19 protein-coding genes are annotated in these 20,715 nt (G+C 55.7%); 5 read left to right on the forward strand and 14 right to left on the reverse strand.

From position 1 onward, the window contains the following. Nucleotides 1-113: 113 nt before the first annotated feature. Entirely contained in the window at nucleotides 114-1,787 is a 1,674-nt protein-coding gene (locus tag C5Y96_RS08415) for a sigma-70 family RNA polymerase sigma factor (RefSeq protein WP_105351977.1), read from the reverse strand. Between the two features lie 711 nt (nucleotides 1,788-2,498). On the opposite strand from C5Y96_RS08415, the gene C5Y96_RS08420 reads away from it, so the two are divergent. Together C5Y96_RS08420 and C5Y96_RS08425 are read left to right on the forward strand one after the other, a co-directional pair. Continuing rightward, nucleotides 2,499-3,833, forward strand: coding sequence for a hypothetical protein (locus C5Y96_RS08420; RefSeq protein ID WP_146115570.1), 1,335 nt, complete (start codon nucleotides 2,499-2,501; stop codon nucleotides 3,831-3,833). A 96-nt stretch (nucleotides 3,834-3,929) separates the two neighbouring features. Next, nucleotides 3,930-4,691 carry a DUF3891 family protein gene (locus tag C5Y96_RS08425; protein ID WP_105351981.1) on the forward strand — a complete coding sequence of 254 codons (762 nt, stop codon included), beginning with the start codon at nucleotides 3,930-3,932 and terminating at the stop codon, nucleotides 4,689-4,691. Nucleotides 4,692-4,770: 79 nt separating this feature from the next. Here C5Y96_RS08425 and C5Y96_RS08430 read toward each other — a convergent pair whose 3' ends face one another. The 11 genes from C5Y96_RS08430 to C5Y96_RS08480 form a co-directional block, all read right to left on the reverse strand. Then, nucleotides 4,771-4,977: a small basic protein gene (locus tag C5Y96_RS08430; protein WP_105351983.1), complete on the reverse strand. Its 207-nt coding sequence runs from the start codon at nucleotides 4,975-4,977 to the stop codon at nucleotides 4,771-4,773. A gap of 157 nt (nucleotides 4,978-5,134) precedes the next feature. After that, nucleotides 5,135-6,013, reverse strand: a complete 879-nt coding sequence (locus C5Y96_RS08435; RefSeq protein ID WP_105351986.1) for a serine/threonine-protein kinase — start codon at nucleotides 6,011-6,013, stop codon at nucleotides 5,135-5,137. A 238-nt stretch (nucleotides 6,014-6,251) separates the two neighbouring features. Continuing rightward, nucleotides 6,252-7,106: an acetyl-CoA carboxylase, carboxyltransferase subunit beta gene (gene accD, locus C5Y96_RS08440; RefSeq protein ID WP_105352368.1), complete on the reverse strand. Its 855-nt coding sequence runs from the start codon at nucleotides 7,104-7,106 to the stop codon at nucleotides 6,252-6,254. A 73-nt stretch (nucleotides 7,107-7,179) separates the two neighbouring features. Then, nucleotides 7,180-7,767, reverse strand: coding sequence for a histidine phosphatase family protein (locus C5Y96_RS08445; RefSeq protein WP_105351988.1), 588 nt, complete (start codon nucleotides 7,765-7,767; stop codon nucleotides 7,180-7,182). A gap of 17 nt (nucleotides 7,768-7,784) precedes the next feature. Further along, nucleotides 7,785-8,480 (reverse strand): ribulose-phosphate 3-epimerase, encoded by a 696-nt coding sequence (gene rpe / locus C5Y96_RS08450; RefSeq protein WP_105351990.1) that lies wholly within the window; start codon nucleotides 8,478-8,480, stop codon nucleotides 7,785-7,787. 294 nt (nucleotides 8,481-8,774) lie between these two features. Next, complete coding sequence (locus C5Y96_RS08455) at nucleotides 8,775-9,527, reverse strand: SMC-Scp complex subunit ScpB (RefSeq protein ID WP_105351992.1); 753 nt, start codon at nucleotides 9,525-9,527, stop codon at nucleotides 8,775-8,777. Nucleotides 9,528-9,781: 254 nt separating this feature from the next. Next, nucleotides 9,782-10,630, reverse strand: a complete 849-nt coding sequence (locus tag C5Y96_RS08460) for a sugar phosphate isomerase/epimerase family protein (protein WP_105351995.1) — start codon at nucleotides 10,628-10,630, stop codon at nucleotides 9,782-9,784. Between the two features lie 42 nt (nucleotides 10,631-10,672). Beyond that, a complete protein-coding gene (locus C5Y96_RS08465; RefSeq protein WP_105351997.1) occupies nucleotides 10,673-11,326 on the reverse strand; it encodes a hypothetical protein in 654 nt (217 codons plus the stop codon). A gap of 83 nt (nucleotides 11,327-11,409) precedes the next feature. After that, entirely contained in the window at nucleotides 11,410-12,549 is a 1,140-nt protein-coding gene (locus C5Y96_RS08470) for a Gfo/Idh/MocA family protein (RefSeq protein ID WP_105352000.1), read from the reverse strand. A 57-nt stretch (nucleotides 12,550-12,606) separates the two neighbouring features. After that, a complete protein-coding gene (locus C5Y96_RS08475; protein WP_105352002.1) occupies nucleotides 12,607-13,119 on the reverse strand; it encodes a DUF5063 domain-containing protein in 513 nt (170 codons plus the stop codon). A 6-nt stretch (nucleotides 13,120-13,125) separates the two neighbouring features. After that, entirely contained in the window at nucleotides 13,126-14,160 is a 1,035-nt protein-coding gene (locus C5Y96_RS08480) for a sugar phosphate isomerase/epimerase family protein (protein ID WP_199188658.1), read from the reverse strand. Between the two features lie 410 nt (nucleotides 14,161-14,570). Between C5Y96_RS08480 and C5Y96_RS08485 the strand changes: the two genes are divergently transcribed. Beyond that, nucleotides 14,571-15,725, forward strand: a complete 1,155-nt coding sequence (locus C5Y96_RS08485; protein ID WP_105352006.1) for an aldose 1-epimerase family protein — start codon at nucleotides 14,571-14,573, stop codon at nucleotides 15,723-15,725. A 63-nt stretch (nucleotides 15,726-15,788) separates the two neighbouring features. Here C5Y96_RS08485 and C5Y96_RS08490 read toward each other — a convergent pair whose 3' ends face one another. After that, nucleotides 15,789-16,505 carry a class I SAM-dependent methyltransferase gene (locus C5Y96_RS08490; RefSeq protein ID WP_105352371.1) on the reverse strand — a complete coding sequence of 239 codons (717 nt, stop codon included), beginning with the start codon at nucleotides 16,503-16,505 and terminating at the stop codon, nucleotides 15,789-15,791. A 255-nt stretch (nucleotides 16,506-16,760) separates the two neighbouring features. Here C5Y96_RS08490 and glgC point away from each other — a divergent pair, with 255 nt between their 5' ends. Both glgC and C5Y96_RS08500 read left to right on the forward strand, forming a co-directional pair. Then, on the forward strand, nucleotides 16,761-18,020 hold the full coding sequence (gene glgC, locus C5Y96_RS08495) for a glucose-1-phosphate adenylyltransferase (RefSeq protein WP_105352008.1): 1,260 nt from the start codon (nucleotides 16,761-16,763) through the stop codon (nucleotides 18,018-18,020). Nucleotides 18,021-18,127: 107 nt separating this feature from the next. Further along, nucleotides 18,128-19,552 carry an N-6 DNA methylase gene (locus C5Y96_RS08500; RefSeq protein ID WP_105352010.1) on the forward strand — a complete coding sequence of 475 codons (1,425 nt, stop codon included), beginning with the start codon at nucleotides 18,128-18,130 and terminating at the stop codon, nucleotides 19,550-19,552. On the opposite strand, the gene C5Y96_RS08505 is transcribed toward C5Y96_RS08500, so the two are convergent. After that, nucleotides 19,549-20,628 carry a site-2 protease family protein gene (locus tag C5Y96_RS08505; protein WP_146115571.1) on the reverse strand — a complete coding sequence of 360 codons (1,080 nt, stop codon included), beginning with the start codon at nucleotides 20,626-20,628 and terminating at the stop codon, nucleotides 19,549-19,551. The genes C5Y96_RS08500 and C5Y96_RS08505 overlap by 4 nt on opposite strands. Nucleotides 20,629-20,715: the final 87 nt, after the last annotated feature.

Below are 20,715 nucleotides of genomic sequence, written 5' to 3' on the forward strand. Positions count from 1 at the left end.
CTGCCCTAAGTCTGCTCACAATCTGTATATCCGACCAGAAAGAAACAAAAAAAGCCAGAGACCGAGGCCTCTGGCTTTTTGCATGATGGGCAGGGCTCCAAGAACCCTGGGGGTTAGTTGGTTTCCGGCAGATCGAAATTGTAATCCCGAGCAGCCGTTTTCAGCTTGTTCAGGGCTCGTGCTTCGATCTGGCGAATTCGCTCCTTGGTCACGCCCAACTCTTCACCAACCTCCTTCAAGGTCTGTGGTTCGCGGCTATGATCCAGGCCGAATCGGCGGATGATAATCTTCTGTTCACGCTCGTCCAAGCGATGCAAGATCTTATCGATCTGCTTTTCACGAGTCTGCTGAGCCACTTCCTGCTCATACTGATCGCTACGCTCGTCGACCCGCGTGGTGAAGTATTCGTCCAGGCTCGTGCGGTAACGATCGCGATGGCGGAACTCGACCGGAATAGTGCGGGCAAAGTTCTTCATGATCGCCCAACTGCAATAGGTACTGAACTTGTTACCACGCGAGTAGTCGAACTTCTCGGCGGCACGAATCAGCGACATATTGCCGTCTGAAACCAGCTCGAAGAAATCTTCGGTCGCCCCGACATGCCGCTTGGCGATCGAAACCACCAGCCGCAGGTTCGACTGAACGATCAAGTTCTTCACGTCGCTGGCCTGATCGTAAAGCTGTTCGATGGCGTCCATGTCACTCGACTTCGGACGCTGTTCATCCAACGTTTCACGAATCTTCAGGGCCTTGTGCTTCAGGAAGTTGAACTTCCTGAACAGGTGATACTCCTGCTCGCGAGTCAGCAACGGCATTTCGTACAGCGAAGCAAGGTAGGTAGGCAGACCCGACGGAATACGAACCTTGCGAGTCGGCTTCTCGTGCGGTGGCATTTCGCCGAGGATATCTTCTTCCAATTCCGGCTTATCAAAGTCGTCGTTGTAGATGCAATCCAGCGGCAATTCCATGATGTGACGGAAACGAATCTCGTTGATCACACGATAGATCGATGCCCGGGTTCGACCGTGCTTCTCTGCAAGTCGATCAACGGACACACCATGACGATACTCGCCGTAGATGATCTGCTTGGCCGACTCGGTCAAAGGGCCAGTTCCCCGCGGAAAAACGGCCTCTTTAGGCTGTTCGTCGTCGTGATGCTTGAGCGTGTAACGAATCGTTTCCACACTGCGTCCCATCTTCGCAGCAACGCGTTTAGCAACCTCCGAAGGCGTGCCACCAGCGTTGGCCAAGCGACGAGCCCGGTCGATGATTTCCAGCTTTTCAGCGTCGGTCAACTGGCTGAAATGGCGCCCCCGCTCAATACGATCGGGGTTTTCTTTCACGAAGCGTTCGACGCTGCTACGCAGGAAGCCGACTCGCTTGCGTCCCTCAAACAGGAACTTACGGCTCACAAGCCCTTGCTTTCGCCAACGCGAGATTGTCTTGGTCGACACGTTGAAGCGGTCGCTCAACTGTTCAACAGTCAACACTTCTTCCGGGACCGTATCGACCGAGACGTCGGCAGCATCCGAGAGGTCCTCAACCATCAGACGCAAGTCTTCGGCGGCGGACTTTCCTGGAAGCAACGAACCAACGCTGGGTTGTTCCGGACGAAAGTCGGTCAAACGGTAGTAGATGTAGTCGACCGGGTATTGTTTATTAGGATCGATCTCGGAAATGAGCTTCTCAGCGCGGTTAGCCTGATCTAGCTTCCGATCTCGGGGAGCATATTTGATTTGCTGATCGCGCAGCTGTCGAAGCGCGACATTCTTATATCCCTTGTTCATGTTGTCCCTCACTCAGTGATTAACAACACCTGTCTGGTTTTCCCTGCGAGTTCCGATCGCCCAGACGATGTCTAACTTGGAGAGAGCCCCCCTTCCCGGGGAACTTTCACTCAAGCAACGGGACAGCTACCCATCGGTCGATGAGCGCCTCTTTCTGTCAGATGCTTGAAAAGTCTCGTGGAACGCAAAGTAAACGGATGAACGATCAACTATTAGCTTGCGAACCAACCTTCTCTATGACCTTATACGAGGAAATGACTCATTTGGTTGCTCATTTGTTCATGCTTTTCTCAAAAACCCCCGTTTCAGGGGCCATGAATGGCTTCTGCCATTTGCCGTAAGTCAAAGCATGAAAACCTGTTGCGAATGCCATGCCAAACCTTGCAAGAGAACTCACGCTCGTAGGCATACACGCGGCAAATGTCAAATCCTGACGTCTTGTCCACTTTCAGGAAGCGGAAAAACGATGGTCTCTCTGCCAGATAGACACCGCAGCGGCAACTTTCTTTCAACCTGTTCCGCCGAATTTGACGATTCTCCCGTATAGAGCGATTTTGCTTTCTCCCGAGAGACCTCAAATTCCAGGCCGAACACATGTATTTCGATGCTTGCCGGGCAATATTCGTTACACGCAATTGCGGAAACCCGAGTAGCTATAAACACCTCCTGCTGGCTGGTTCAATCCTCGTACTGTGGGCCACTTCACCAGTTTTGGCAGAAAACACTTGGAAGCTGACCGAAAATCTCGAAGGGAAGACGCGTCGCGTTAATACCGAGCTTAAAGTCCAGGGAACGATGCGTGTGAACCCTGACGGCAAGAAGGTTCGCCACTATCCCATGAGCCTCGACGGCAAGTACGTCGCCATCGAACGCGTTCTCGGCCCGACTTCGGCGGTACGCTACTATGAAACGGCCGAGACCCACTCGACCGCGAACGAAAAGCCGCTCGACGACAAACTTCCAACCGTCAAACGTCTGATTTCGCTCGATACAAGCGGAGATCGCCCCATTCTGTTCAGCCCTCAGTACACCTTAACGCGCGAAGAACTGGAACTGATCAGCGTTCCTGGAAATCCAGTCGTTTTATCGAAGCTGCTGCCAGCTCAACCGGTTGCCATCAAGCAAACCTGGTCGCCTGACGACCAGGCACTTGCTCAAGTCCTGGGCATCGATGCAATCAACAACCACGAGGTCGTTGCGACCCTAACTGAAGTCGACAAATCTGGCATCGCGAAAGTGTCGCTCGAAGGTAAGGTTTCCGGAGCCATCCAAGGGGTCGCCACCGAAATCGAACTGAAGGGGCGTCTGAACCTGGACACGAGAAATCAGGCCATCACTTGGTTTGCCGCTTCAATCAAAGAAGATCGCACGATCGGCCACGCCCTGCCAGGCTTTAACGTGACCGCCATCGTCCGCACACAGTTGGAAGCAGCGGAGCCGACCGAGGAACTTAGCGACGCCAATCTCGCCAAGTTGAACCTCCAGGCCAACGACGGCAGCGAAATGCTGGCATTCGAGGGGAAAGAGGGGGGATTCCGTTTGATGCACGATCGTCGCTGGCATGCCATGGCAGAAACCGCGAAGCAAACCGTCTTCCGCATGGTGTCCGACGGTGAACTGGTCGCCCAGGCCAACGTGAATCGTCTAACGAACCTGAAAGCCGGCGAGCAGATGACGCTTGAAGGCTTCGAAGCGGAAGTCAAGAAAGCCCTGAAGGAACGCTTAGGACAAATTGTCGACGCCGCAGAAGGCATCAACTCGCAAGGGCTGCGTGAACTTCGTGTCACCGCCGTCGGTACGGCCAACAAGATGCCGATTACCTGGATCTATTACCTGATCTCGGACGACAACGGCCGTCGTTACTCGACCGTCTTCACGTTCGAGACGAGCCTGGCTGAGAAGTTCGGCCAAACGGATCGCTCGTTCATGAGCGGCTTCGACCTGATCGAAGGTGCCAAGCCGACCCTGGCGACAAGCCCTAAAGAAGACGAATCCGAGGAGCCAGCTCTGATTTCTGCAAAAGCTGAACCGGTCCAAAAACGCTAATCGGACCGATCGCTGCGTACAATTACAGTGAGCACTGTCATGTGTTGCGCATGAGCACAGCGCTATCGGCCCCCTCGTCCGCTGAAAGGCCCCACCGTGATTGTCCGCCCTTACAAGCTGCCTGATGGCGAACCGATGTTGTTCCTGATCCAACAATCGGTGCATGCCGCCCTCTCAGGCGACCTTGCTTCGCACTGGGGCAACCGCCCCTTTTCCCCCCTGATTCACCCTGAGGTAGTCTGGCCGGCGATCTTTCATCATGACGATGGCTGGATTCCCGTCGACAAGTCTCCACCAATCGATCCTAAGACGAAACGCCCCGTTTCGTTTCTCGACTCTCCGGCACCTGCCTCGCATGCCATCTGGACGAAGTCGATTGAGTGGGCCGCGCGAATCAGCCCGTTTGCGCAGTATCTGATTGCCGAACACTTCATGTCACTGCGCGAGCACAGTGAGTCGGCCGAAAGCGAAGCAGGCCAAACCTTCATTCACAAATACGAAGAACTCAGCGAGTCGTGGCGAGATAACTGGGAACAACGCCACCCACAGTGCACCGACGCGGAAGAAAAGCTGGCCCTCGCTCAGCTGCGATTCTTTGACTGGTTCAGCCTCTGGCTGTGCCTGGACTCGCGGACAGAGGTTTACCAGTTCGAGCAGACACCAGGGGACATACCACTAACGATCCGCCCAGTGGCCGATGGATTGTTTCACGCTACCCCCTGGCCCTGGACCGTCGATCGCGTCCACGTGGCGGCAGGGGGCTACCTGGTGCCAGATCGAGACTACACCGATACCGATGATCTGCTGCTGGAAATGAACGACTGGTGCCGGATCGAGTGGCAGTTTGCGCCCGAGTAGATACCTCGACTACTCAACGCAAAAAGCCCTGACGGGTTCGCCAGGGCTTTTGCTTGGATCGTAGGATCGTCAAAGAAGACTACTTCTTGCCTTCTTCTTCCTTGACCTTCTTCTTCTTCTTCATCGAGATCTTCACGACCTTGGTCTTGGGCAGGCCGATTGGGGACATGTTCTCTTCGTCGAAGGTGCCGCGCTGCTTCATCTGAGCAATGCGTTCGGTACGCTTCAGTACACTGCGGGTGGAAATACCACCCCGCTTCACTTTAAGGCTCTTATCGATGGTCACGGTAACTCTCCTGAACTTATGCGTTATCAGGCGGATTACGTGCAATCCGCCGGGTATCTACCGCCCAAAGGGCGATTTAGGATCGAGGGGAAACGCATCATGATACCAGAGCCCGCTCGACCGTCAAGGCGTAACAGCCCCACCCAATGGGCCACTTTTACGCGTCAACTCGCTTGATCCGCTGCAAAGCGTTGACAAGGTCTCGGGCGGTCTCAGGGCGGTTACGGGGATCGCGATCAATGCAGGACATGATCAGCTCTCCTAGCTCGCGATTGAGCTTTGGGCGGAGATCGAAGATGTTGCCCGGCGGAAGCGTATCGTGGCTTAGCGCATCTCGCCCGGTCCCTTCCACGCTGGCCCATGGCAATTCATAAACCAATAGGCGATAACCGGTTACGCCCAGGGAGAAAATGTCCACGCGTTGGTCAGTGGGACGTCTGCGAACGATTTCCGGGGCCATGTAATTGGGCGTACCGGTGCGATTGCCTGGGGCCATGAACTCAGGCTTGGCTGGCAAAGTCAGCCCAAAGTCGATGAGTTTGCACGAGCGGCAATCCGGGGCGGCAATGAAATTTCGCGGGCAGATGTCGCGGTGGATGTAACCGGCCTCGTGTACGCAGGCCAGAGCATCCGACATTTGACGCAATAGGACCAGTTGCTTTCCTTCCAACATCGGATCGCGGTCGACGATCAGCGAATTGAGCCCTTTGCCCTCCAAGTACTCCATCAGAAGGTATTGCTGCCCCGTCGTCACCAGGCCGTGCTCGAGCGTCCGCACGATGCATGGGTGGGTCAGGGACATGGCGATTTCACCTTCCTTGGGGCGAGTCAGCCCCTGGAAGCGAGAATCGAAGAACTGCTGCTTTTCTAAGTCGAGGATCTTGAGCCCAAGCGTACGGCCGGTCGAGTGCTCTCGGACCTTGTAGAATTCGCTCATCGTCCCAGAGACCGCTTCTTTCAAGATCGAGAATCGCGAGGCGATATCGAGCTTGGGCTGGCCAGCGAAGAGCGACGTAAACTTCTTAAGCAGACTCATCTGGGAAAGAGACTCACACGATCAGGGTGCAAACTTGAAACGACACTTCAAATTTAGGCCCCTGAACGGATTTTGCCCGGCAAAATTGGCGCATCAATCGCCAAAATTGACGTCTCTGGGATGGGATTAGCCTGTCTGTTCCGGTGCCTCTACCCCCCCACTTTAAGCTGGCATGCAAAGCGGCACAAGAGATAACATCCGTGTGAGTACCGCTGGAGGGTCAAAGACGCTGGCAGGTTTATTTGCCGCAGTAGTCGATCGCCCGAGCAATTTCGAGCTTCAGCTTGTTTCGTGGAACAATCCGGTCAACAAAGCCATGCTCGAGAAGGAATTCGCTGGTCTGAAAACCTTCCGGAAGATCGATGCGGATGGTGGCCTTGATCGTTCGTGGGCCGGCGAAACCTACCAAGGCCTTCGGTTCGGCGAAGATCAGGTCCCCCAAGGATGCGAAGCTGGCCGCCACGCCACCCATGGTCGGATTGGTCAAAACGGAAATGAACAGTCCGCCGGCCTCGTGAAACTTGGCCAGGGCTGCGGTGGTCTTGGCCATCTGCATCAGGGATAAAATCCCCTCGTGCATACGGGCACCACCACCAGAGCCGCTAATGATAATCAGTGGCAGATCTTGAGCAGTCGCTCGTTCGATAAGTCGCGTCAGCTTTTCACCCACAACGCTTCCCATGCTACCCATAATGAACGCGCTATCGGTCACGCCGATCGCGACGCGTCGGGCACGAATCATCCCGCAACCTGTCAAAGCGGCTTCACGCAGGCCGGTTCGCTTTTGCTCGGCCACCAGGCGTTCGGCGTACGACTTTTTGTCCTTGAATTCGAGTGGATCGAGCGAATGAAGATTCGTGTCCCATTCCTCGAAAGTGCCGGTATCAAGCACCTGTTCGATACGCTGCTGAGCGGTAATGGTCCAGTGATAATCACACTCGGGGCAAACCCCCAACTGCTGCTCGGCTTGCTTGCGGAAGATGACTGCCTGACAGCCGGGACATCGTTGCCACAGGCCTTCCGGTACGCCACGCTTCTTAGGTTTACCGGATTCTTCAGTTTGGGAAACGAGTTCCGAGGAAACGGAAGCCATGTTGGATGCCTCGACGAGGGGAGTAGTCGGAGAGGTGGTTTCGCCAGTTTCAGCCACTTGCTTCTTGCCAGGCTTAGACTTTGGAGACGACTGAGTTTTTTTCATACTGGATCAATTCCCACCATCCACATCGACGTTCGGCCTGCCACAAATCACCGAAGTCGGTTTGCAGGATCTCGCTGCGAATGATGGATGCCAGAGGTTCTGGGGCGACTACAATCACATTGCCGTCACCTTTTTGATGCTTTTTCCATATCTTGTCTAGGGCGTTCTGCACACGCAAGCGCACCTCGCCCAAGGTCTCCCCTTGGGGGGGGCAGACCGCCTCTGGGTTTTCCTGCCATAAGCGGTAGACGGTTGGCTGGTTTTGCTTGACCTCGGTGATCAGCTTTCCTTGCCAAAGTCCGGCGTTCAAGTTCGCCAGGCAGTCCATTTGCTTGAATCGTTTGCCGAGCGCTCGAGCAAACGCTTCGGCGGTTTGCAGGCATGCCTGACAGGGGCCACAGTAGATGGCCTCAACCGACAGGGCCTGAAGTTGTTGAACCATTTCCGACGCCTGGCGTGTTCCTTCTTCAGTCAAAGGAACGGCAAGACGACTACGTATACGACCTTGAAAGTCGTATTCCGTCTGTCCAGGTCGGACGAGCACTATTCGCAACATGGCAAAGCTGTTCTCAACTAGGTCGAAACTTGGGCAGATCGATAGAGCTGATCAATCGCTGCGCCGTAATCCGATTGATTGAAAATCGCTGATCCTATTACCAGGAGGTCAGCCCCTGCTTCGGTACAAGCCTGAACCGTTTCCAGGTTCACGCCACCGTCGACTTCCAGAAGTAGCTCTGGAGGACCGACTTTTCGCAAAGCTTCGAGCTTCTCCAACGCCACAGGGTTAAACGTTTGACCGCCAAACCCTGCATTTACACTCATGATTAATATCAAGTCGGCCGTATCCACGAAAGGGAGAACACGCTCGACTGGGATGTCTGGATTGATAGTCACCCCTGCCCCGCAGCCCATGTCCTTGATCTCTTGCAGAACATTGGCCGTGTCGATTCCCGTTGCTTCCTCGTGAACGGTAATGATATCCGCGCCCGCCTCATAGAACTGTCGGATATAACGCTCCGGATTCTCGATCATCAAATGGACGTCGAGCGGAAGTTGCGTCAACTTACGAAACGCAGCGACAATGGGCATTCCGTAAGTTATGTTGGGGACGAAATTTCCGTCCATCACGTCCAAATGAAGTGCTTGCACGCCAGCAGCTTCCAGTCGCTCTACCTCACCGCGCATATCGCTAAAGTCACACGATAGCACCGATGGCAGAATGAGCGGAGACTGTTGGCGGAGTCGCGCGAGATGCGAACGACGGGACATGCCAAACCTTGCGTCGGGGGGATGAATCACTTCCGAGGGAAACCACGAGGGCCTTCACCTGACGATACTCACTAAGTATCGCGGAAGCGAGTTTAGGGGCAACTTGCGCCCCTCAAAATCGATGGGTCGCATTGTACCAAGCGAATGTCGGCTCGTCAGCGGTCAAATGCAAGCATCGCCATAAGCTGCTTCTGCAAAAGAACTTACAAATACATGATTTTCATTAGACACCTTCCCGAAACGTGCAATCTTTGCGAATTTCATTCCGTGAGGCGCTGCCCACAGTTCGAGGCATCAATCGTCCAACGACTGTGGTTGCGGCAGATCATCGAGCGCAGTCAGCCCAAATAGTTGCAGAAATCGTTCGGTCGTAGTGTAGCGTTTCAGCCGTTTGTCTTCGGGATCCGGTTGCACGCGCAATAGCCGACGACGCACCAATTGCGTGAGAATGGGCCCGCTCGGTTTTTTCCGCATGTCGTCCACTTCTTCCCGCGTCGCGCCCTGGTTATAGGCCACCAGCGAGAGAACATCGATCGCCGGCTGAGAGAGCTTGGCCTCGCGGACCTTGCCGTAGAACTTCTCGCGCAGCGTGCGAAAGTCGTCTCGGAGCGCCATCCGATAGGTGCCGCCGACTGCGGTGATTTCGTAAGGACACCCTTCGGCTTCGTATTTACGATTGAGTTGGGTTACCAGATCATCGATTTCGTCGGCTTGAACGCCCCGCATAACCGATGCGGCCTTTTCCGCGGTCAGCTTGTCATTCGACGCGTGCCCAACGAACAAGATCGCTTCGAGAATGGTCGTGGGGGAAAGTTCGCACGGATCGTCCGCTTCGGCCTCGTCCGCCAGCCTGGAAATCGCTTCGGCCGTCGACTGGTCCTCGGCGGATTCTTCGTCTTCGGCCGGCTTCTCCTCCTGAAACGGGGCAGGGCGGCTGCCGAGGGCCTCGGCATACGTCTCGGACAAACGATCCAACGAAAGCCCACCGTCGTCGGCATCGTCGGCGAACATCGCAGAGAGATCGAACTGTTCCTCGTCGTCGGTCATAACCGAACTATATCGATCGATTTCGCTTTAACCAAGATGAAAGCGGGAAGAGTATTAGCCACAGAGGTCGCAGAGAGGGAGAAAGAAGAATGCCCCCCGGATGTGAGGGGCAATAACAGGATGCCGTTGCCAACTAGTCCTGCCTTTCGCCCTCTTTCTTCGGTTCTCTCTGTGACCTCTGTGGCAATGTCTCTTCGAAAAAGAGAAGGCCACGCGAACGTGGCCTTCTGACTCCAATCGATTTAACCGGCAGTCTACCAGCGTTTGGCGACTTCCTGCTTCATGAAGGCCAGGCTGTCTTTGGCGAGTTGCAGTTCGGTATCGAACATTTTTCGCCAGATCTTCGTGGCGGCGGCGATTTCCGGCAGGGCCAAGCCAAAAGCTTCGACAACCATCCAGCCGTCGTAGCCGACTTCCTTCAGCGTGTTGAAGTTCACGTCGAAATCGATATGCCCGCTGCCTGGCGTGGCACGGTTGTTTTCCGAGATGTGAACGTGCTGCAGCACGTCCGAGCAATCGCGAATGGCCTGGGCGATATCCGATTCTTCGATGTTCGCGTGGAACGTGTCGTACATCATCTTGCAGTTGGGATGATCGACTTCACGCACGAAACGCGCCGAGTCGCGGTGAATGTTCAACAGGTAGGTTTCAAAGCGATTAAGCGCTTCGACACCCAGCATCACGTTTACATCGCCGGCATACTCGGCAACCTGACGCATCGAATCGACGCCCCACTTCCATTCGTCTTCGGTTGGGCCGGCACCGCTAAAGATACCGATTGCCGAGTGATACGGACCGACCAGCGTTTCGGCACCCAGGGCTGCACAACAGTCGAGCGTCTTCTTGTTCAGTTCGACACCCTTGGCACGCACTGCCGCATCGGGGCTGATCGGGTTGTCGTCTTCGTTACGGACGGTCACGGCGGTGCACTTCAGATCCATGGCTTTGATCTTTTCGCCGTACTTCGTCCACTTGTCGACGTCGAGATTGAACAGTGGGATCTCCACCCCGTCATATCCCATGGCCTTCAACTCTTCGATCACCGGCAGCAAGCTGTCATCGGGATCGCCGGACCAAAGCAACAAATTCATGCCAAACTTCATCGACGGGGTCTCCTGGTATTTATGAAAACTCTTGAGGGGCAGTCAAGTGGAATGGGCGGTCAGTAGTGCCGCGGACGAGGCCCGCACGTCTTGGCGAAGCTCGGGCAAGAGCCTGCCGAACGCATCAGGCAAAGCTGGTAGTTTGACGCGCTGCATCACCTGATTCAACCGGTAAAGCAGTTTTTCGTCGTCGGGGTAATCTTCAAGAAAACGAACTTCGACAAATCGTCCGATGAACCAATCCAGACGATCCGCCGGCCGCTCGGCAATCCGCTCAACCGTCCGCTGCACGAGGGCTCCATCGACCTCGTTGAGTGCGGCATAGTAAGCATTTAGCTCTTCGGGGTCGTCTTCAATCAAGACCGAATCCAACAGCAACTCGACGAGAATATGACCGAGAAAGCTCGGCCGTAGGCCGCTGTCTTTGCCCAGGAAATCACGGATTCGCTTCGTGAAATCCCACTGCAGCCGGTTAAATTCTTCGGTTCGATGAAACCAATCGTCATCGGCATGATGCTGAACCACGCCGGTGGCTATCTGCGCTTCGATCGGATTACTGGAATCGCACAGGGGCAAGGCCTTCTTCGAGCGTGCGCGGCACTTGCGATCGACCACGTTCAACCAATCAGGCACCGCCGTCCCGGCAAGGACGTACGGCTGATCGAGAAACTGTCGGCCATGGGCGAGGTAATTCATGTGGTTATCTTTGCCCCGAAACGAAAAAGGGAAAGGGCACACACTTGCCCTTTCCCCGGTTTTCGATCGTCAAGCACGATGGACTAAACGTCCTTCCAGACCTTTTCGGCGGCACTGGATAGGACCGCATCGCAGACCTTTTGGGTTTCCAGAGCACTGCGGAAGGTAGGCTCGCATGGCGTGCCGTCTTCGATGCTCTTCAGGAAGTCGGCCACGTGATGCACGAAACTGTGCTCGTAACCGATGTTCAGGCCGGGGACCCACCAGTGATCCATGTAGGGGTGCTCGCCATCGGTGACATGGATCGAACGCCAGCCGCGGACTTCCCCTTCGTCGGCATGATCGAAGTATTCCATGCGATGCAGATCGTGCAGGTCCCAGCGGATCGAGGCGTGTTCGCCGTTGATCTCGAAGGTGTACAGCGCCTTGTGACCGCGAGCGTAGCGGGTCGACTCGAACAAGCCGAGCGAACCGTTTTCAAAGTGACAGAAGAACGAGCAGGCATCGTCGATCTTCACGGGCTCTTTCTTGCCGGTGCCGCTGTGCAGGCGTTCTTTCACGAACGTTTCGGTCACGGCGTTGACGTCTTTAATGCTGCCGTTGAGCCAGATGGCCGTATCAATGCAGTGAGCCAAAAGATCGCCCGTCACGCCGGAACCAGCCGAGGCGGCATCCAGGCGCCACAGACCGGCACCACCTTGTGGCACGTCGGCGTTGATGGTCCAGTCCTGCAGGAAGTTGGCACGGTAATGGAAGATACGTCCCAGCTTGCCACTGTCGATAATCTTCTTGGCCAGCGTCACAGCGGGAATGCGGCGGTAGTTGTAGAAGATGGTGTTGGCCACACCGGCGTCTTCGACCGCTTTGACCATTTCTTCCCCCTCGGCGGTGCTCATGCCGATTGGCTTTTCGCACAGTACCATCTTGCCGGCCTTGGCAGCGGCGATCGAAATCGGACCGTGCGTGTCGTTCGGCGTGCAGATGTCGATGGCGTCGATATCGTCGCGAGCGATCAGCTTGTTCCAATCAGTCTCGTACGACTCGTAGCCCCACTGCTCGGCGAAGGCTTTGGTTTTGTCTTCGCTACGACCGCAAACGGCCTTCAGGACCGGTTGGTATTCGAGTTCCGGGAAGAAGTCAGGTACCCGCTTGTAACCGTTGGAGTGGGTACGGCCCATGAAGCCGTAACCGACCAGACCAATACGGAGGGGTTTCTTTGCCATGTTGTTATTCTCCCAAATGGGGCTCGCGATATGCGAAGCAGGTGAGGTTTATGGTCTCTAATCTTCGTTGTTTTCAATATCCTGACACATGCGATTAATGGCACGCATGGCGTCTATCACATGATCCGACCAATGGCTATCAAAATGAAACCGCCATTGCCAAATCAATTCCCGCCGAAGCGGTTCGTCAGCCACCTCCCAATGGAGGAGACTGTTCTTCAAATCTCGCCAGATATCCGCCAAGTCGTCCGAAAGACTGCTTAAGACGGCTTCTGGAACTTCGTCCGCGATCAAGTCGATGTCATGCACGAACCAATACGGATCGTGCTTTCCTAAATACTGAACGAGCCGCCCGAACAAACTCTGCCATTGATCGTGCGTGATCTCACGCTCGTAGCTGTAATCTATTCGAGATTCAGCGTCTGGCAGCTTCACCGCCTGGTAGTACAAAAGCGGAAGAAGCTGCTGTAGCTTTCGTGTGAATCGACCAAGCGGTTCGTTTTCATGGCTTTCAACCAGATGACAATACTGGCTTACCGTTTCAACGAACTCGTCGATTGACGCGGACATGCCGACCTAGTTCCAACCACACTGGTCGCGAACCTTGATCATGACATCCAGGATCGTGTTCCAGGTTTCTTGCTTCTCGAGCATTTCGTTGGGGAACATGCAGCCATCCCAGCAGATATGCTTGATACCGCGGGCCTGGGCATCTTCGAGCCAGTACTGGCTGCACTTGACGATATCGAGCTTGCCGTTGGGATCGTCGGCAGGGCAGTGGCGACCGGTCTTGTCGTGCGAGCCGGTTCCGTGCACGCTACCGTCGTTCTGAGCGACGTGGAAGTCGATCGTCCACTTTCGCAGAGCGTTGGTCATCTCGGTGTAGGCAGACCAGAACTCTTCTTCGGTGTAGCCTTCCTTCAGCAAGGCGTGTTCTGGTGCGTTGTAGCCCAACAGGTAGAGATAAGTGTGCGCCAGGTCGGCCTGGAAGCCCACGGTTTCCGGCATGCCGACGGCTTCCAGCAGGTTCAGCATGTCTTTCCACGAGTGCATGCCACCCCAGCAGATTTCCCCTTCGGCGGCCAATCGTTCGCCATTGTCGGCAGCGACCTTGCCTGCTTCTTTGAAGGTTTCGGCAATCAGCTTGGTGTTGGCTTCGGGACTGGCGGACCAGGCTTCGACGCCACTGGCTGAGTCGATACGAATGCATCCGTACTGCCGAACGCCATGCTCGTTGAAGATCTTCGCGATACGGCAGGCCTTCTGCACGGCGAGGACAAAGTTCGAGCGTTCCTCAGCGGTACCCATAGCCGGTCCACCGACCGTGCCGGGCCAGATCGGAGCCACCAACGAGCCGATCGTCAGGTTGTGCGAAGCAACCAGGTCGGCAATTCGCTTCAACTCGTCATCCGAGGCGTCTGGATCGGTGTGAGGGTGGAACAGGAAGTAATCGATCCCGTCGAACTTGATGCCATCCACTTCCGCCGCGGCGGTTAGCTCGAGCATGCGTTCCAGGCTGATCGGCGGATGATCGGTCCCTTCTTCCTTACCAACCAAACCAGGCCACATGGCGTTATGAAGTTTCGGGGACGCGTTAGGATGCGTACTCATGAGAGAGTGCTCCGATAGAGATTAAGTTCTTGTGAGGATGAGATTGAGATGTGATGGCAGGCAGCGAATTCGCTTCAAGTTCTCAGCGCTGCGTCCAGAAACTTGGCGATGCGATTCCCTGTGACAATACTTTCGATCATCTCGGCTGGTTACTCCGGTGTGGTAGCATATTCCTGCGTTACCATATGCCGTAGCGACACAAGACGACTCGACTAGCGCAGAGCAGGATGGGCCCAAAGCCGTCAAGGGAAAGCGCTTGTTTTAACAAGTTTTATCGTGGTGACAAGTAAATGAAGGGGCTTTTCGACCCTTCTGTGCTGGAATTTCACGCGTAGCACGCGTATGGTAACGACAATTTGTCCGTTCGTGCCAAAAACCTGTCTAGTAATGACAAATGGGGAAAGAGCAACATGAGCAATCGCTGGGTCCTGAGTGAATACGATGTCACGTCCCCTTATCAACAGCCGGCTCCCTTTCTGAAAGCGGCCAAGCAGCACGGTCTGAGCGTGACTCACACGCGGCTTTTCGGAGGACGTCGCGATGGCGTCGAGTTGCTGACTGTCCAGAACGGAGAGTTCTCTTTCACGGCCATTCCTACGCGTGGTATGGGCATCCACCAGGCCAAGTACGGCACCACGCGTATCGGCTGGGATTCGCCGGTTGAAGGGCCTGTGCATCCGCAGTTTGTGCCCCTCTCTGAACCGAGTGGGCTGGGATGGCTCGATGGCATGGACGAACTAATTGTTCGTTGCGGGCTGGAAAGCAACGGTGCGCCCGAATTCGACGCAGAAAGTGGGCGACTGAAGTATGGTCTGCACGGTCGGATCGCCAATCAACCGACTGAAGACGTGGTCGTGGAAGTTTCGCCTGATGGCGAAATGTGCATCAGTGGCGAAATCCGTGAGACGCGGTTCCTGTGCTACAACGTCGCGATGAAAACCGAGATCCGCACCAAAACAGGCGAAAACGGTTTCCGCATTCGCGATAGCATCATCAACCGTGCCGCCCAGGAAAGCACGGCCCAGATGCTGTACCACATCAACATGGGAGCCCCCATCCTGGGTGAAGGAGCTTCGGTGGTGTGCCCTGTTACCGAACTGTGCCCACGCAACGACCATGCGGCCAACGACGTTGACACCTGGTCGACCTACAAAGGCCCCACGGCTGGCTATGTCGAACAGGTTTACTTTATGCAGCTTGCCGCCGATGCCAACGGCGATACCTGTACGCTATTGAAGAGTGCCTCTGGCGAACAAGGGGTTTCCGTCCACTTCAATGTGAAACAGCTTCCCTACTTCATCATCTGGAAGAACACCGCCGCCGAAGCAGACGGCTACGTGACCGGTCTCGAACCATCGACCAACTTCCCAAATCCTCGCTCGTTCGAGGAAAAGAACGACCGCGTGCTGCGGATCGCCCCTGGTGCCACGTACGAGATCGACCTGGGCCTGCAATTCCATCCCGATGCCGCAAGCGTTGCGGCCATCGAAAAGAAGATTGCCGGGCTCACCGAAGGGAAAGACGCCAAAGTACACACCACGCCCCAGTCGACATGGTGTAGTTAGCAATGGTCGTGTCCCCTCTCCCTTCGCCGGGAAAGGGTTAGGGAGAGAGGTTTTGCGTCTCGGTTACTTCACCGCACAGTACGCACCGAAGCAGGCATTGAGGTGCAGCACTTCAACCTGACGAAAGCCAACGGCTCGGCAAACGTCGACTTGATAGAGGACACTCCGCGGGGTGTCCTCTTTTTCGATGTAATCAAAGACCGTCTGACGATAGGCATCGTCTCGGAAGTCGTTAAGGTACTCGCCGTAACGTTGCCATTGCACCTGATCAGCCGCTGGCAGATCGGAAGTTACCAGGTCGCTCACTAGAAAGATCCCGCCGGGACGCATCGCCTGGTGAATTTTCTGAAAGACCTGCTTCCAGTCGGCATCGTCCCGTAGATGATGCAGCACCGCGGCAGCCATGACGACATCGTAGGTATCGCCGGGAAGATCGACCTCGCGAATGTCGCCTTGGATGGTAGTAATTTCACGGGAGCTACTTTCGGATACTCGCTGCCGGGCCCGGTCGAGCATCGGCTGACTGAGATCGACCAGCGTGCAGTTCATGCCGGGAATACGCTGGAGAAGCTTCAACGTGTAGTTGCCGGCACCGCACCCGATATCCAGGACGTGCTTTGCGTCCGCGCGATGGGTAGCGGCAACCTGCGTGATCAGATCTAGCACCAACGGGGCATCCATTGTGGCGGACTGCCCAGTTTCCAGGTTCGAGAAGCGATCGACATCGCTATCAAACCGGGCTCGGATTTCTTCGACCGTTGACTTTTCAGAGGGATTCATCTGCATCCTTCAATGGGTGTGACTTCGCCTGACTGTTGGCCAGGACAGTCCTCAATCCCAATCGGTTCGCTGGCGAATTAACCGTTATCGTCCGCACGACAAGCTTCTTCTTGGCGCAATCCGCTAGCGACGTGGCATCATTTTTTAGTTTTGAGGATTGGGTAAAGCCGATAGAATGCGGCAGACACCTCGGAGGCCGCCCCAAGCTTCCATTGCCTCTTCCCACACCCCAATCATAGCTGAGGTACGCAACGGATGGAGAACGTACTCACCGTGATCCTTGCCGGCGGCAAGGGTTCCCGCTTGGAACCACTGACCCGCGATCGCGCGAAGCCAGCGGTCCCCTTTGGCGGCGTCTATCGCATCATCGACTTCGCTCTCTCAAACTGTTTGAACAGTGGTTTTCGCCAGATTCAACTGCTGACACAGTACAAAGCCCAAAGCTTAGACCGGCACATCAATGTCGGCTGGCAGCGATACTTCTGCCGAGAGCTAGGCGAATGCATCGACGTGGTACCCCCACAACAGCGCATCGACGAGCAGTGGTACCAAGGCACCGCCGATGCCGTTTATCAGAACATTTACGCCATCGAAAAGCATCGCCCGAAGTATGTTGTGATCCTGGCTGGCGATCACATCTATAAGATGAACTATGCGTCGATGCTCGACTTCCACATCGAGAACGGGGCTGACCTCACCATTGGTGCCTTGAAGACGACCGTGGAGGAAGCCCGGTCTTTCGGCGTGATGCAGATCGATCGCGTGCAGAAGATTCTCGGCTTCGACGAGAAGCCAGAGCACCCGAAAACGATTCCCGGCGATGATCAGCACTGCCTGGCGTCGATGGGCATTTACGTCTTTAATGCGGCGTTCCTGTTCGAGCAGCTCTGCAAAGACGCCACTAATCGAACCAGTGCCCATGACTTCGGACGGAACATCATTCCGTCGATCATCGATACCCATCGCGTCTATGCTTTTCCCTTCCGCGACGAGAATCGCAAGCACGATGCCTATTGGCGAGACGTCGGTACTTTGGACGCCTACTACGAAGCGAACATGGACCTCGTATCGGTCGATCCGCAGCTCAACATCTACGACGAGGCCTGGCCGCTGCGGACCTATCAACCCAACGTTCCACCACCGAAGTTTGTCTTCGGCGGCGAATCGGATCCAACCCGTCGCGGGTACGCGCTGGATAGCGTGGTCTGTGGTGGATCGATCATCTCCGGAGGCGAGGTCGAACGAAGCATCATCGGCCCACGCGTTCGCGTGAACAGTTTTTCGTCGGTCCACGATTCGATTCTGTTCGAGGGGGTCTCGGTCGGACGGCATAGCCAAATCCGCCGAGCGATCATCGACAAAGGCGTTTCGATTCCAGCAGACACCCAGATCGGCTTCGACCTGGAACTCGACCGCAGCCGGGGTTTCACAGTCACGCAATCCGGCCTGGTCGTGATCGCCAAGGAAGACTTGATCGAGCCGCACATGACCACCGGCAAGCCCCAAGTTGCTTGATCGCCAGCAGTTAAAGGCAGGAAATTGCCATGGTTCGAATTTCGCAGAACTCTTAAACTGACGCGAAGTTCGATCCAACATCGCATTATCCCGCTCGAAACGCTGACATGATTCGCGTCAAAAGTCGTCAGAAGACTGAGTATGGCGACTTCCAAACTCCGATGCCCCTCGCCGAAGCTGTTTGTCGGATGCTCCGCGCCGATGGTGTTCGGCCTGACTGCGTCCTGGAACCTACGTGCGGGCAAGGAACGTTTCTCGCCGCGGCTGCCAACATCTTCTCCGATTGTAAGCGTCTGGTTGGCCGCGAATGGAATCGAGCTTACGTGGCGGAAACTCGCCGGCGACTTTCCGGCACCCACTGCCAAGTCGATCTCGCTCAGGCCGACTTTTTTCAGCAGGACTGGTCATCGCTACTGAAGCGGCAGCCGGGGCACTTGCTCGTGCTGGGCAATCCACCTTGGGTTACGAATTCTGCTTTAGGAACGCTGGGTAGCGGCAATCTTCCGGCAAAGTCCAACTTCCAGCACGAACGAGGCCTCTCGGCTAAGACAGGCAAAGCCAACTTTGACATCTCGCAGTGGATGATCCTGCGGCTATTGGAAACGATGCCGCAGCAAGACTGCACGCTGGCCATGCTGTGCAAAACGACCGTGGCACGCAAAGTTTTGGAACAGGCCTGGAAATCGGGCCTGCCGATTGCCGACAGCCGGATCTACAAGATCGACTCCCGCGAGCACTTTGATGCCTCGGTCGATGCCTGCCTGCTGGTTTGCCAAATGCAAGCCGCAGCTCCCACGACCACGTGTGACGTCTACGAACAGCTCGACGCCGACTTGATATCGAGTGTGTTGGGCATGCACTCTGGCAATCTGGTTGCCGATCACAGGGCGCTCGCCCGGCAGAAACATCTCCTCGATACTCAACCCACCACACGCTGGCGAAGCGGTGTGAAGCACGATTGCCGCGCGGTCATGCAACTCGAACGCCAGGGCTGGTGCCTGGTGAACGGCCTGGGGGAAAGAGTCGAACTAGAGCCTGACTATCTTTACCCAATGATGCCGGCCGGGGCAGTCTACCGCGGGGAAGTAAAACAGACCGACAAGTTTTTGATTGTGCCACAAAAGCGAACGGGTGAAGACACGGCCCCGATCGAGTCGGCCGCACCGCGAACGTGGGCTTATCTGCAACGGCATGCCACTCGACTGGCCGATCGCAAAAGCTCTATCTACCGAGGACGCCCCCCCTTTTCGATCTTTGGCATTGGCGAGTATTCCTTTGCCAAGTGGAAGGTCGCAATCTCGGCGCTGCACAAGCAGTTGTCGTTTCGCGTTATCCCACCTCAGGATGGTCGTCCAGTGATGCTGGACGATACCACCTACTTTCTTTCCTTCCGCACGAAGAAAGATGCCGTCGCGACCGCAAATCGGCTCAACAGTCCGGAAGTTCAAGAGTTCTACCGAGCGTGGATCTTCTGGGACGCGAAACGTCCGATCACGTCGGAGATTCTTCAGCGGCTCAAAGCGGTCGACTAGGCAGCTACGATTGCCATCGGCGGAAAGCAGAGCAAGGGGATGCTGAGCGAGACCGTCCCCAAAGCATAGCGGAACCAGCCGATCGGAACGCTGTCGTCACTAGTTGGTGGATGATCAGGACGCATCAAGATGACCAGCAGCAACATCAGGCTCCACTGGTAGGCCCCGATCGTGATGATAAAGAGCACCGCCACCACGAGAAATGCCCGGGCAATCCAATGGGCACTCTTTCCGAACATCGTGTAGGTCACGTGCCCTCCATCGAGTTGGCTGACCGGAATCATATTGAGCCCAGTCACCAGAAGCCCCACCCAACCGGCCATGAAAAAGGGGTTGAGCTGGCTTTGATTGATGTACATCCCTGCTTCATACCCGGGGACATCGAACCACTGCATCATCCACGCCATAGCGATCGGCAGGTCGAGCTTGAAAGATCCGGTTCCCGGTGCTGTCAGGTCCATCTGCGATACGCCATACCACAGCACGGGAACGGCCACAACCAAGCCCGCCAAGGGGCCAGCCAGGCCAATGTCGAATAACTGTTTGCGGTCGGCACGCATGCCATCCATGCCGATCACTGCCCCAAATGTTCCGATCGGAGAAATCGGCACTGGTATGAAGTAAGGCAGACTGGCCGGCACTCGGTACCGCAAGGCCATCAGGAAGTGCCCCATCTCGTGGGCAAACAAGATTCCCAACATCGCTGCCATGTACAGCAACCCACTCTTCCAGTCAGCAAGATAGTGGATCAAGTCACGTCGCATCTCGACGGCTGGACTCGACAGGAACGAATCAAACGCACGCGGAATTCCCATCGCCGCAGGGCTCGACCACGCAAACAAATTGATGATCGCTTCCAACGGCTGCCAATTGGTCATTCCGGCAAGAAAGGTCGATGCGCACGTAGCGAAGAAAAGAATGACCGGTAGGCGTACGCGGCGTTTGCGAACGGGAGGGTTGGCAATCAGGCGGGCCTGCGACGAAAACTCGACCGAATCCTGTTCCCACGCTTTCGAAGCCCCCTCGTCCAAGGCGGTCTTGTGAGGTGTCGTTTGTTCGTCTACGCGGGATTCCATCGATTCATTCATAGAGACCAAGTTAACAGAATTCCGCAACGAGCGGATAGCGGACCAGTCAACCAGCTCTCAGTTGAATGGACCACA

The sequence above is a fragment of the Blastopirellula marina genome (genome assembly GCF_002967715.1).
GTDB lineage: Bacteria > Planctomycetota > Planctomycetia > Pirellulales > Pirellulaceae > Bremerella > Bremerella marina_B.